This is a genomic window from Streptomyces sp. SudanB25_2051, from assembly GCF_964272635.1.
Taxonomy (GTDB): Bacteria; Actinomycetota; Actinomycetes; order Streptomycetales; family Streptomycetaceae; genus Streptomyces.
Genome location: NZ_OZ186787.1, coordinates 465,890 through 478,375, shown reverse-complemented (window position 1 = coordinate 478,375; position 12,486 = coordinate 465,890). Strand labels below are relative to the sequence as shown.

Sequence of the window (12,486 nt, the reverse complement as noted above, 5' to 3'; positions counted from 1 at the left end):
GAGTGCTGGTCGAAACCCACCTGGTTGCTTATTGGTCGCACACTCAATAGCATCGCCGGTATGCCGTCAAGCGTTCAGCGGAAACGAGTACGCAAGTCACCCGAAGCCCGTCGGGCGGAGATCGTCGAGGCCGCGAGCGCGGTCGCGCTCACCGAGGGGCTCGAGTGCGTCACGCTGCGCCGGATCGCCGACGAACTCGCCGTCCGGCCGGGCCTGATCAGCCATTACTTCCCGTCCGCCGAGGACCTCGTCGCGGAGGCGTTCGGCAGCGCCGCCGGTGGCGAACTCGACCGTCTCATCCCCGCCGCGCCCCGTCCCCTGCCGCCCACCCGGCAGCTCGCGCGGTTCCTCGCGCACACGTCGGGGGAGGCGTACGACGACATCAGCCGCCTCTGGATCAACGCCCGCCACCTCAGTCGCTACCGGCCCGTCCTGCGCGAACGGGTCCTCGTCCAGGAGGCCGCCTGGCGCGGGCGGCTGGAGGAGCTGATCCGCGAGGGCGTCGGGCAGGGGGAGTTCCGCACGGACGACCCGTACGGGGTGACCATCCAGATCCTGGTCGTCCTCGACGGGCTGGGCGCCCACGCCAACACCGGCACCGCCGCCCGCCCGGAGGCCGTGGCCCGCCTCGCGCACACCACGGCGGAGCGCGAACTCGGCCTGCCGGACGGCGCCTTGACCGCCGAGGGCCACGACCCCGGGGCGACAGCCTGACGCCCGCGTTGTAGGACCTCGGCGCGCCCGGGCCTTGACCTCCCGGTGCCTTGCCGCTGCCGGGGTCCTGAGCCGGACCGGGGTCCTGACAGGGCCGGGGTCCTGACCGGGCCGGGGCCTTGACCTCCCGGTGGCTTGCCGCGCCGGGGCCCCGTCCCTCCCGGCGCCTGGCCGCGCCCGAGCCCTGACTCCCGGCTTCCGGCCTGCCGGACCGGGGCCCCGGCCTGCGGGCGCCGTGACCAGCCCGGCGGTACCAGAACTCACCTTGTACGCAAGGACCTGGGTCGAGCCCGGTCGCAATTCGTCCACGTCTGCCGGGACTTGACGGCCCGGCCGACACACGTAATCCACCCCCGCTAGGAGCCGCCGCCGTGCGCACCCGTCTCGTCCTGCTCTCCGCCCGCCTGCTCGACCCGGTCACCGGCGTGTTCCTGCCCGAGACGGCCCTCGCCGCGACCGGCGGGCGCATCTCCGCACTCGGCGACGACCGCGCCATACGCGCCCTCGCCGACCCCGGCACCACCGTCGTCGATCTCAAGGGCGCCGTCGTCACCCCCGGCCTGGTGGACGGCCACCTGCACCCCGTGACCGGCGCCGAACTCACCCACGGACTCGACCTGTCCGCCTGCGCCGGCCTCGACGAGGTGCGCGAGGCGCTGGCCCGCGCGGTACGGGACCTGGCCCCCGGCGCGTGGCTGCACGGCTGGGGCCTGGACCCGAACGTCTTCGGCGAACACCCCGTCGGGACCGCCCCCTTCGACGCCGTCCTCGACGGGGTGCCGGCCCTCCTCCTGCTGTTCGACGCCCACTCCGCGCTGGCCAGCCGCCGCGCTCTGGAGATCGCCGGTGTCGACGGGCCCCGTACGTTCGACCAGGCGTCCGCCGAGGTCGTGTGCGACGCCTCAGGCCGGCCGACCGGGCTGCTCCTGGAGGACGCCGCCTGCGAACTCGTCGAACGGGTCGCCCCGCGGCCGACCCGCGCCGAGCGCCGAGCCCGGCTGGCCGAGGCCCTGCGCGGCATGGCCGCCGCGGGGCTCACCGGCGGCCACGTCATGGACGCCAACGGCGACAGCCTCACCCTGTACGCCGAGCTGGACGAGGCCGGCGAACTGCCCGTACGGCTCCGCGTCGCGCCCTGGTGCCAGCCCGGCACCGACGCCGAGGGACTGCGCGCGCTGATCGCCCAACAGGGCACGGGCGGCACGCTGTGGCGCACGGCGGGCGTCAAGCTGTTCATGGACGGCACCATCGACAACGGCACCGCGTGGCTGGAGCACCCCGACTGCCACGGCGAGTCCACCGCCGCCTTCTGGCCCGACCCCGACGCGTACACCCGCGCCATCGGCGAACTCCACCGCGCCGGGGTGCCCACCGCCACCCACGCCATCGGCGACGCCGCGGTGCGGCACGTCCTCGACTCCGTCGAGAAGGCCCAGGCCACCGGGGCGCCGGGCACCGGGGTACGGCACCGGGTGGAGCACATCGAGACCGTGCCCGACGACACGCTGCGCCGCTTCGCCGAGCTCGGCGTGGCCGCGTCGATGCAGCCCACCCACTGCTGCGACTTCACGCGGGCCGACCACACCGACAACTGGTCCCGCCGCCTCGGCGAGGAGCGCGCCTCCCGCGCCTGGCGCTGCCGCGACCTGTGGGACTCCGGCGCGACCGTCGTCCTCGGCTCCGACTGGCCCATCGCGCCCTACCCGCCGCTCGGCGTGATGGCCGGCGCCCGCCACCGCCGCCCCAGCCGGAACCTGGCCCTCCCCCCGCACGGGCCCGGGCAGGCGCTGACCGCGCGGGAGGCGCTGCAGGGCATGACCGTCAACGCGGCGTGGGCGGCGGGCGAGGAGCACGAGGCCGGACGGCTCGCCGTCGGCCACCGCGCCGACCTGACCGTCTTCGCCGACAACCCCCTCACCACGGCCGCCACCGACCTGGCGGAGTTGCCCGTGCTCCTCACGGTCCTCGACGGCCGCCCCACGCACCGCGTACCCGCCCTGTAGCCGCGGGCGGCGCCCCGGAGACGGACCCGCGGCGCGCGCCGGAAGGTTTGCGGCGCGGGCGTGCGGCCAGGCGGGGTGGTGGGCGGACGCCGGTGCCCGGTGACGGGCCGGTGTCCGCGCCCATGACGTGCTGTGCGGGGTGGAGGGGGTCGGGCGTGGCCGTGGCGGAGCGGGGGAGCGGGACGGGGCGCCGTGCCGGGTGGCGGGACGTGGTGTTGGCGGTGGGCCTGGTCGGGGCCGCCGTGGGCGGGCTCGCGCTGCTGGTGCGGACGGTGTGGGGCGGGTCGTACGGGGCCTTCGGCACGGTGGTGCTGGCTCTGGCCGTCGCCGCGGTCGTGGCGGTGGCCCGCCGGGTGGCCGTCGGCGGCGTGCCGCCCGACGTGGACGCGGGCGCGCCCGGAGCCGTACCGCCCGCCCGTGACGAGATCCGCGCGACCGTGCCGCCCCCCGACGACGTGCCCGTACCGGACGGGGACCTCCCTGTACCGGAAGGGGAGCTGCCCGTACTGGACGGGGAGGCGGTCGACCACGCGGGGGTGGACCCGCAGGGCTTCGAGCACACGGTCGCCGCCCTGTGCGTACGGGACGGCTGCACCCGCACCGAGGTGTCCGGCGGCCCCGGCGACCTGGGCGCCGACGTGGTGGCGACGACCCCGGACGGGCGGCGGCTGGTCGTCCAGTGCAAGCAGTACGGCCCCGACCACCCGGTGGGCTCGCAGGACCTCCAGCGGTTCGGCGGCACCTGCTTCGCCGTCCACGAGGCGGAGGTCGCCGTCGTCGTGACGACCAGCACCTTCACCGCTCCGGCCGTCGAGTACGCCGCCGCGCTGGGCATCGTCTGCGTGGACGGCGAGACGCTGGCGGCGTGGACGGACGGGCGGACGCCCCCGCCCTGGGAGGCCGCGGCCGGGCGGTGAGGGCGCGGGGCGGGACGGGACGCGGCGGGTGGCGGGAGCGCACCCGCGGACATGGCAGGATCGGAACAATGACGGAACGGATCATCGCCGCCTGTGACGGGGCGTGCAAGGGCAATCCCGGGCCCGCGGCCTGGGCGTGGGTCATCGCCGGTGCCGACGGGGAGGTCGCCACATGGGAGGCGGGCCCGCTGGGCCGGGCGACGAACAACGTCGCCGAGCTGACCGCGCTGCTCCGGCTGCTGGAGGCCACCTCGCCCGCGACGCCGCTGGAGGTCCGCATGGACTCCCAGTACGCGATGAAGGCCGTCACGACCTGGCTGCCGGGCTGGCGGCGCAAGGGCTGGAAGACCGCGTCGGGCTCGCCCGTGGCCAACAAGGACCTGGTCGTCGCCATCGATGCCCTGCTCACCGGCCGGGACGTGCGGTTCGTGTACACGCCGGCCCACCAGGTCGACGGCGACCGCCTGAACGCCGCCGCCGACGCGGCGGCCAGCCGGTCGGCCGTCACGCAGGAGCCCGCGGGGTCGGCGGCCGGCTCGGTCCTGCCGCCCCCGGACACCCGCGAACGGCCCCCGGCGCCCCGCCGCGCCGGCGCCGCACGGGCGGGCGGCTCACGGACCGGCGGCGCCCGCACGGGCGGCTCGAAGGGCGGCACGGTGCGGGCGAAGTTCCCCGGCCGCTGCCGTTGCGGCAGCCCGTACGGGAAGGGCGAGACGATCGCGAAGAACGACAGCGGCTGGGGCCACCCGGCCTGCGCGACGGCGTCCTGACAGCCGTATCCCGCCCGGCTCCCGGAAACCGGCGCCGCACCGCCGCGGCCGGGTGCGGTGACCGGTTCCGCTGGGTCGGCCGGTGATGTCGGGCCGACCCAGCGCGTCGGCGCCTGCCCCGGCCGAGGTCTTCCCCACCGCCGCGGACGCGGGCGCGGGTGCGGGTGCGTCGCAAGGCGGCCTGAACTCCCGGGCGCCGGCGCGGGGGAGGCGCCGATGACATCGGCGCCTCCGCTCGACCCCGCGCGGTCTTGGTCCGGCCCCGGCCGTGCGGAAATCGTTTGCGGCGGGCGGGGCCGGGGCCGACAGTTGCCTGATGCACTCCGAAAGACCCTTCACCGTCCGTCCGGCCACCGCCGAGGACGCGTCGCTGATATGCGCGCTGCTCAACGAGATCGACACGATCGAAACCGGCGGCCCCGACACCGAACTCCACGACGTCGAAACCGACCTGGCCCACCCCGAGGTGGACCTGCGCGAGGACTCCTGGCTCGCCTTCCAGGACGGCAGGCTCGTCGCGTACGCCCTCGTCTGGGACGAATCCGGCGGCGAGCGCGTCAACACCGACCATTACGTCCTGCCCGGCCACGAGGCCGCCGCCGAGCACCTGTTCGCGCTCGTCGAGCGGCGGGCCGCCGAGCGGGCGCGGGCCAACGGCGCCTCCCGCGCCGTCCTCCACCTCCACCTGAACGCCACCCCCACCACCGACCTGGACATGCTGGCCCGGCGCGGCTGGGGCCGGGTGCGGCGGTACCACGTGATGACGCGGGCCCTGTCCGACGCCGACCGGGCGGTCCCCGAGCCGCCCGCCGGCCTCGTGCTGCGCGACTGCGCCGACGAGGCGGACCGGCGGCGCGCGCACGCCCTGATCCAGGAGACGTTCAGCGAGCACTTCGACCACCAGCCCCGCACCTACGAGCAGTGGCTCGACGACATCGGCGGCGCCCGCGTGGACTGGTCGCTCGTGTGGATCGCCTCGGTCGGCGCGGACGACGCGGCCGTGCTGTTCTCGCGCAACGACCGCCAGACCATGGCGTGGATCCGCAACATCGGCGTCCGGCGGGAGCACCGGGGCCGGGGCATCGCCGGGTACCTGCTGCGGTACGCGTTCGGCACGTACGCCGGACTCGGGCGCGACACCATCGGGCTCGGTGTGGACACGCTCAACAAGTCCGGCGCACTGCGGATCTACGAGGCGCACGGGATGGGCACCCACTTCGCGGTGGACACCTGGGAGGTCGTCCTGCCCGTGGAGCCCGCCGCCGTGTGAGGCTCAACGCCCTTGGAGCGCCTTGACGTTGTCACCGAAGGTCCAGTTGCGTGAGCCGTCCCAGTTGATGGACCAGGTCATCAGGCCCTTCAGCCGCCCGCCGTACGCGTTCCACGCCTGGGCGACCGCGGCGGGCTGCATGTGGCCGCCGCCCGCGCCCGGCTGGGCGGGCAGGCCGGGCACCTGCTTGTCGTACGGGACGCGGACGGTGGTGCCCTGCACGACGAGGCCCCGGTCGAGGCAGTCGGTCTGCGCGGTGAACCCGGCGACGGTGCCCGCCGCGTACGAGTCCCCCGAGCAGCCGTACATGCTGCCGTTGTAGTACTGCATGTTCAGCCACCACAGGCGCCCGTTGTCGGCGTACTTCTTGATGACCGGCAGGTAGGCGCCCCAGATGGAGCCGTACACGACGCTGCCGCCGGTGACGTACGCCGTCTCGGGCGCCATGGTCAGGCCGAAACCGGGCGGCATCCGCTCCAGGACGCCGTCGATGATGCGGATCAGGTTGGCCTGGGAGGTGGAGAGCCGCTTGATGTCGCCGCTCCCGATCAGGCCGGTCTCGATGTCGATGTCGATCCCGTCGAAGTTGTACGTCTTCAGGATCGGCACGATCGTCTCGACGAACCGGTCCGCCACCGCCGTCGAGTTGAGGTCGATGCCCGCGGTGGCGCCGCCGATGGACAGCAGCACCGTCAGGCCGGCGGCCTTCGCCTCGCACATCTCGGCGGGCGTGGGCACCTTGACGGTGTTGTCCATGCCGTCGTGCCACAGGGCCGTGCCGTCCGAACGGATCACGGGGAAGGCGGCGTTGACGACGTTGTAGCCGTGGCTGCGGATGCGGGGATCGGTGAGGGGCGTCCAGCCGAAGGGCGGGTGCACGCCGTTCGCCGCGCCGTCCCAGTTCTCCCAGTAGCCCTGGAGGACCTTCCCCGCGGGCTTCGGCTTGAGGGCGCAGGTGGCGCTCTGCGCCGGGGCGGCGGCCGCGGTGGCCGGGGCGCCGGCGGGGGAGGGGCGGGCGGCGGCCGCCGGCACCGCCGCGCCACCCGCCATGTGCAGGAGGCCCGCCACCGCGAGCCCCAGGCCCAGCAGTCTTCTTCCGCGAGGTGCCATCGTCCGCGTCTCCCTCCTCGGCCCGGTCAGGGAACCTCAGAGTCTTCTGGTCCAGACCTTTCGTCAAGAGGTCTGGACCAGAGTGGCACGCGCGTGCGGTCAGAACGCGCCGATGGCCCGCGTCAGCTCCGCCACCGCCGCGGCGACCGGCGCCGCGGGCTCCGCGAAGGCCGCCAGCCGGTTCAGGGCCCGCCGCACGACACCCGGCTCGGGCTCCCCCTCCTCCAGCTCCTCCCGCAGCCGCCGCAGCTCCACCCGGGGCGCCTCCTGGTCGGGCAGCTCCGCCCGGTGCTCCTCCAGCAGCCGCTCCACCAGCCCGATCAGCCGCTCCACCTGGGCACGCTGGTCCTCGCCCGGCGCGTGGAGCGCGATGTGGCCCGCGACGGCCCGCGCGTGGGGCCCGACGGCCTGGTTGGCGACGCTGCTGTGCCCCCCGTACTGCTGCACGCCGAAGTTGGCGGCGCCGGCCGTCTCGCCGGGACCCGGCTGTGCTTCCTCGGACATCGTTCCCCCTCCTATCGTCCGGCCGCGCCGCCGGACGGCGGCGGGCCTCCCGCGCTGGCCTGCGCGGACTTGGCGGTCGCCCGCGCGCCCGTGCCGACCGCCTGGTTCCCCACGACGCTCACCCCGCCCGTCTGCAGGACGCCGTGGTTGAGGATCGTCTGCGTCTGGGTGCGGAAGTCGGCCGTGTCCACGCCGTGTTCGTCCAGGAAGTCCCGGACGGCGGCGAGGGCGTGCCGGTCCAGCGCGTTCAGCGCGCGGCGCGCGTCCAGCAGCTGGAAGTGGTGGAAGTACTCGGGCCCCTGGGCCGACTCGCGGACGCTCATCCGGGCACCCCGGTCGTACGCGGGGTCCTCGCGCGCCGCCCGCAGTTCGCCGTCCAGGCGCCGGGGCCTGCGGCGCTCCGTGAGGAACTCGGCCAGGCACGACCAGGGCGCCCGCCACAGCGCGCCGCCCGTCCTCAGCAGCGCTCCCGGCAGCAGCGCCCGGCGGCTCCCGGCCGGCACCGGCGGCAGCAGGTCGACGGCGTGCATGTCGCGCCGCACCGGCCCGAGGACATACCGCTCGCACCGCAGGTGCAGCGTCCCGCCCGCCACCGCCACGTGCAGGAAGTGGCTCGGCACGATCTCGCCGCCCCACAGCGGCAGATGGGCCGCCAGGAAGTGCCGGGCGGGCCCGTCCGGGTGCAGCGCGATCTGCCGCAGGGCCGCCTCCGGCAGCCGCGTGGCGGGCGCGCGCAGCGGATCGGGCAGCAGCCGGTCGTCACCGGGCAGCTCCCGTCCGCTGACGAACACCCGGTCCTCCACCACCAGCTCCGACCCGCCCGGCGCGGCCGACAGACCACCGACCCGCTCCGTGAGGCGGCGGCGCAGCCGCTCCACCACGTCCCAGGCGTCGAAGGCGGTGACCGAACCGGACGGCTCCGGGGGCAGCAGCGGCAGCGACAGGGTCCACTCGGACTCGCGCCGGCCGAACCCGAGGAACGGCGTGAAACCGCTGTAGCAGGTGACGTTGCCCCGCTGGGCGTCGGCGAGCGCCGCGATCCGGGCGGCCGCCCACGGCTCCACCGCCGCCGGGCGCGGCAGCCCGTCCGGGTCGAACGCGTCCCGCCGCAGCGCCCCGCGCAGCCGCGCGTCGACGTCGGCCTCCTGGCCGAGGACCGTGCGCACCGCCAGCGCCGCCCCCGCCAGCGCGGCGAGCAGCGGCGGGATCCCGTACCCGTAGGCGCCCAGCAGCCAGCGCAGGACGCCCGGCAGCGGCAGCTCCGACAGCACCACACCGGTCAGGACGCCGCCGGCGAGCAGGGAGACGGCCATGGCGGCCATCCGCAAGGGCGCCGTACGCGGCAGGCGCCGGCCCCGCGCCGACGGGTACTTCACCGACGACGTGGACACCGCTCCCAGCGCCGCCGGTATCAGCCGGGCGTACAGCAGCCACAGCGGGGCGAACAGCGCGACCAGGCCGTACGCGACCGCCAGCCTGCGGTCCCGCTCGCGGTGCAGCCGGCGGGCCGTCAGACTGTGCCGCGCCACCGGCACCAGGTCCACGCCGGGCGACACGGCCATCGCGCCGAGGCGGTCGCCCAGCAGCCCCTCGACCACGCGGCGGGCGAACCTCGGATCGGTGTAGGCGGCGGCGCACAGATAGCGCGTCACGTCCCCCGGCCGGCTGCCCGTCGCGACGGGCCGGTCGGTGTGCCCGACGGCAGGGGTGTCGGCGGCGGCGGGGCCGGGCGGCCGCTCGGGCTGCGCGGCCCCGCCCGCCCCGCTGTACAGGACGCGCACGGCCAGGCCCAGCAGGACGCCGAAGACCAGCCCGTCGAGGAGGAACAGGATGAACACGTCGTCGTCGCTGCGGCCGAAGGCGATCGTGGCGCCCGGCTCTGCCGTGACCACGACCCCCCACGACACGAGCGCGGCGACCAGGGAGATGAGCACACCGGCGCCCAGGGAGGCCGCCGTGCGTATGCCGCCGCCCGCCGGCGCCCGCCCCACCAGCCGGGGCACGAGCAGCGCGATCCCCGCCAGCAGCACCAGGAAGGCGACGTTCCCCCGCAGGTCCGGGGCGCGCGTGTACGGGTCGGTCCCCGGCGACAGCTCCCAGCCCTGGGCGAGCAGCGCCCGGTACACCATCGACATGACGCCCGCGTCGCCCGACGTCCAGGCGTCCAGCAGGCCCTCGCGCACCCAGGGGCTCCCCACCACCACCAGGCACGCACTCAGTAACGCGACTCTCCACCCGCCCACTCGTGTCACGGCACCCCCCGGAAGTCTCGTGGACCCGTACTCTAGGAAGCCCCCGGCGCCCTGTCAGCGGGTTGGCCGACACCGCCGTGTCGTGGCATATGCCCCCGCCGCGCGGCCGTGACGCCGCGGGGCCCCCTCACCCGGCCGCCGCCCCGCCCGGCCGCAGCCCGGGGTGCTGTTCGGCGAGCCGGTCCGGGGCCGCCTGCCGCCACGAGTCGACGAGGATGTCCCGCAGCTCGTCCAGCCCCTCCAGCGCGGCGAGCCGCACCCGCACCCACGCCGAACCCGCCTCGTGCGGCGGGACCCAGAACTTCTCCGGCTCGGCGGCGATCAGCTCGGCCCGCTCGAACCGGGGGCAGCGCACGGCGAACGACGTCTGGTCGTCGGGAATCGTGACGTACATCTTCCCCGCCACGCGGAACGTGGGCATGCTCCACGCCTCCTTCTCCACCGTCTCGGGGAGGGACAGGGCGATACGGCGGACGTCCTCGGCATCGATCATGGCACCCACGGTAGCCAGCACCACTGACAGCGCCGCCGCCGGCCGTCGCGGCCCCGGCCCGCCGCGCCGTTGCCTGGTCCGGAGGGCTCCGCGCCGGTACGGTCGGCCTACCCGATCACGGCCCGCCGCTCCCGTCGCGGGCCCGGCCGACAGGGAGGTGGTGTGGTGAGCCGGTCACCACAGACGGGCGGCAGGTCGGCCGCCGAGGTCTTCGACGAGGTGGGCGCGCGCTACGAGGAGGTATTCGCCGACGTCCCGGGCCAACTCGCCGCGCTGGACTGGCTCGTGGACTGCCTGCCGGCGGGCGCCCGGGTGCTGGACGTGGGCAGCGGTACGGGCCGCCCCGCGGCCGAGCGCCTGGCGCGCGCCGGGTTCGACGTGCTCGGGATCGACGTGTCCGCCGAGATGGTCCGGGTCGCGCGGGAACGGGTCCCCGGCGCCCGCTTCGAGCAGGCCGACGTGCGGACCTTCGAGGCGCCCGAGGGCGGGTACGACGCGGTGTGCTCCTTCTTCCCGCTGCTCGTCATGGACCAGCCGGAGGTGGCCGACTCGCTGACCCGGATGGCCTCGTGGGTCGCACCCGGCGGGGCGCTCGCGCTGGCCACGGTGCCGGGCGACATCCGCGGCCTGGACATCGTGTGGATGGGTCATCCGGTGACGGTGAGCAGCCTCTCCGCGCCGGAGCACCTGCGGCTGCTGGAGGCCGCCGGACTGGAGGTGGTCCACCACCACACGGCGCTGTACCACCCGCACGGTCCGGACGCGCGGCCGGAGGAGCACCTGTACGTCCACGCCCGCCGCCCCGCCTGACGGCGCGTACGCGTCGCGCCGCGTGGTGCTCCCCGTCTGACGGCCGTACGCCTCGGCCCGCGCGACGGCGCGTACGCGTCCGCCCCGCCTCCCGGCGGACCGGGAGGCGGGGCGGAGGCGAGGACGGTGACCCGTCGGACCGGAGGAGCCGGTCAGACCGCCGGGGCCGGGTAGGTCGGGTACTCCACGCCGGAGACGTGCTGGACGACCCGGATGACCTGGCAGGAGTAGCCGAACTCGTTGTCGTACCAGAGGTACAGGATGGCGCTGTCGCCGTCGACCTTGGTGGCGCCGGCGTCCACGATCGACGCGTGGCGCGAGCCGATGAAGTCGCTCGACACGGCGTCGGGCGCGCTGATGAAGTCGATCTGGCGCTTCAGCGGCGAGGTCAGCGAGACGTTGCGGAGGTAGTCGAGGACCTCCTCGCGGGTCGTCTCGCGGCCCAGGCGCAGCGACAGGATCGCGATCGAGACGTCCGGGACGGGGACGCGGATCGAGCTGCCGGTGATGGGCGCCTTGAGGTCCGGCAGGGCCTTCGCGACGGCGGAGGCGGCGCCGGTCTCGGTGATGACCATGTTGAGCGGCGCGGAGCGGCCGCGGCGGTCGGCCTTGTGGTAGTTGTCCAGCAGGTTCTGGTCGTTGGTGAACGAGTGGACGGTCTCCACGTGGCCGCGCAGCACGCCGTACTCGTCCGCCATCGCCTTCAGCGGCGGGACGATCGCGTTGGTGGTGCAGGACGCGCAGGAGAGGATCTGGTCGTCCGGCTTGATGGTGTCGTGGTTGACGCCGTGGACGATGTTCGGGACATCGCCCTTGCCCGGCGCGGTCAGGACGACCTTGGCGATGCCCGGGCGCAGGTGCTGCGAAAGGCCCTCGCGGTCGCGCCACTTGCCCGTGTTGTCGATGAGGATGGCGTCGTTGATGCCGTACGCCGTGTAGTCCAGCTCCGACGGGTCGTTGGCGTAGATCACCTTGATCTCGTTGCCGTTGGCGACGATCGTGCTGTTCGCCTCGTCCACGGTGATGGTGCCCTGGAACTGGCCGTGGATGGAGTCGCGGCGCAGCAGCGAGGCGCGCTTCACGATGTCCTGGTCACCGCCGCGGCGGACGACGATGGCCCGCAGCCGCAGGCCGTTGCCCGAGCCGGTCTTCTCGATGAGCAGGCGGGCGACGAGGCGGCCGATGCGGCCGAAGCCGTACAGGACGACGTCGCGCGGCTCGCGGCGCTCGATCTTGTTCTCGCCGGTCGCGCCGGCGACGGCCTCGGCGGTGAACTCCTCGACGGACAGGCCGCGTGTGTCGGCCTTGTACGTCGCGGCCAGCATGCCGATGTCGATCTGCGACGGGCCCAGGTCGAGCGTCGTGAGGGCCTGCAGGAAGGGGAGCGTCTCGGTGACCGACAGCTCCTCACCGGCGATCTGCCTCGCGAATCGGTGGGTCTTGAGGATGCTCACCACCGACTTGTTCACCAAGGACCGGCTGTGCAGCAGGACGGTGACGTCCCGTTCCCGATGCAGCTTCCCGATCATCGGGATCATCGACTCCGCGATCTCCTCGCGGTTCTTCCAGTTGGTGAACGAGTCGTCTTTGACAGTCACAGGAATTATCTTTCGAGCTAGGCGGTGCTCATATGCTAACCACAC

At 74.7% G+C, this 12,486-nt stretch carries 11 protein-coding genes; 6 read left to right on the top strand and 5 right to left on the bottom strand.

What is annotated here, in order from left to right; genetic code table 11:
* Positions 1 to 60 precede the first annotated feature (60 nt).
* The 5 genes from ACSUPT_RS02105 to ACSUPT_RS02085 all read left to right on the top strand — a co-directional run bounded on the left by ACSUPT_RS02105 (position 61) and on the right by ACSUPT_RS02085 (position 5,674).
* The gene (locus tag ACSUPT_RS02105) at positions 61 to 714 is read left to right on the top strand and encodes a TetR/AcrR family transcriptional regulator (protein ID WP_361663972.1); all 654 of its coding nucleotides are present in this window, start codon (positions 61 to 63) and stop codon (positions 712 to 714) included.
* Between the two features lie 371 nt (positions 715 to 1,085).
* A complete protein-coding gene (locus ACSUPT_RS02100) occupies positions 1,086 to 2,717 on the top strand; it encodes an amidohydrolase (RefSeq protein WP_436943329.1) in 1,632 nt (543 codons plus the stop codon).
* A 209-nt stretch (positions 2,718 to 2,926) separates the two neighbouring features.
* Complete coding sequence (locus ACSUPT_RS02095; RefSeq protein WP_436943328.1) at positions 2,927 to 3,634, top strand: restriction endonuclease; 708 nt, start codon at positions 2,927 to 2,929, stop codon at positions 3,632 to 3,634.
* A 68-nt stretch (positions 3,635 to 3,702) separates the two neighbouring features.
* Positions 3,703 to 4,404 (top strand): ribonuclease H family protein, encoded by a 702-nt coding sequence (locus tag ACSUPT_RS02090; RefSeq protein ID WP_361663963.1) that lies wholly within the window; start codon positions 3,703 to 3,705, stop codon positions 4,402 to 4,404.
* A gap of 316 nt (positions 4,405 to 4,720) precedes the next feature.
* The gene (locus ACSUPT_RS02085) at positions 4,721 to 5,674 is read left to right on the top strand and encodes a GNAT family N-acetyltransferase (protein WP_404143734.1); all 954 of its coding nucleotides are present in this window, start codon (positions 4,721 to 4,723) and stop codon (positions 5,672 to 5,674) included.
* A gap of 3 nt (positions 5,675 to 5,677) precedes the next feature.
* Here ACSUPT_RS02085 and ACSUPT_RS02080 read toward each other — a convergent pair whose 3' ends face one another.
* The 4 genes from ACSUPT_RS02080 to ACSUPT_RS02065 form a co-directional block, all read right to left on the bottom strand.
* Positions 5,678 to 6,784 (bottom strand): chitinase, encoded by a 1,107-nt coding sequence (locus tag ACSUPT_RS02080; RefSeq protein ID WP_361663957.1) that lies wholly within the window; start codon positions 6,782 to 6,784, stop codon positions 5,678 to 5,680.
* A 99-nt stretch (positions 6,785 to 6,883) separates the two neighbouring features.
* Positions 6,884 to 7,288, bottom strand: a complete 405-nt coding sequence (locus ACSUPT_RS02075; RefSeq protein WP_351963626.1) for a DUF5955 family protein — start codon at positions 7,286 to 7,288, stop codon at positions 6,884 to 6,886.
* An 11-nt stretch (positions 7,289 to 7,299) separates the two neighbouring features.
* A complete protein-coding gene (locus tag ACSUPT_RS02070) occupies positions 7,300 to 9,471 on the bottom strand; it encodes a hypothetical protein (protein ID WP_436943326.1) in 2,172 nt (723 codons plus the stop codon).
* A 196-nt stretch (positions 9,472 to 9,667) separates the two neighbouring features.
* Positions 9,668 to 10,033 carry an MmcQ/YjbR family DNA-binding protein gene (locus ACSUPT_RS02065; protein ID WP_351963624.1) on the bottom strand — a complete coding sequence of 122 codons (366 nt, stop codon included), beginning with the start codon at positions 10,031 to 10,033 and terminating at the stop codon, positions 9,668 to 9,670.
* A gap of 165 nt (positions 10,034 to 10,198) precedes the next feature.
* Here ACSUPT_RS02065 and ACSUPT_RS02060 point away from each other — a divergent pair, with 165 nt between their 5' ends.
* On the top strand, positions 10,199 to 10,843 hold the full coding sequence (locus ACSUPT_RS02060; RefSeq protein WP_351963623.1) for a class I SAM-dependent methyltransferase: 645 nt from the start codon (positions 10,199 to 10,201) through the stop codon (positions 10,841 to 10,843).
* Positions 10,844 to 10,995: 152 nt separating this feature from the next.
* On the opposite strand, the gene ACSUPT_RS02055 is transcribed toward ACSUPT_RS02060, so the two are convergent.
* Positions 10,996 to 12,441, bottom strand: a complete 1,446-nt coding sequence (locus tag ACSUPT_RS02055; RefSeq protein ID WP_351963622.1) for a glyceraldehyde-3-phosphate dehydrogenase — start codon at positions 12,439 to 12,441, stop codon at positions 10,996 to 10,998.
* Positions 12,442 to 12,486 lie beyond the last annotated feature (45 nt).

Coding starts and splice junctions, on each gene's coding strand:
- ACSUPT_RS02075 (WP_351963626.1), bottom strand. CDS start 7,288: ATGTCCGAGGAAGCACAGCCGGGTCCCGGCGAGACGGCCGGCGCCGCC.
- ACSUPT_RS02090 (WP_361663963.1), top strand. CDS start 3,703: ATGACGGAACGGATCATCGCCGCCTGTGACGGGGCGTGCAAGGGCAAT.
- ACSUPT_RS02080 (WP_361663957.1), bottom strand. CDS start 6,784: ATGGCACCTCGCGGAAGAAGACTGCTGGGCCTGGGGCTCGCGGTGGCG.
- ACSUPT_RS02065 (WP_351963624.1), bottom strand. CDS start 10,033: ATGATCGATGCCGAGGACGTCCGCCGTATCGCCCTGTCCCTCCCCGAG.
- ACSUPT_RS02105 (WP_361663972.1), top strand. CDS start 61: ATGCCGTCAAGCGTTCAGCGGAAACGAGTACGCAAGTCACCCGAAGCC.
- ACSUPT_RS02085 (WP_404143734.1), top strand. CDS start 4,721: ATGCACTCCGAAAGACCCTTCACCGTCCGTCCGGCCACCGCCGAGGAC.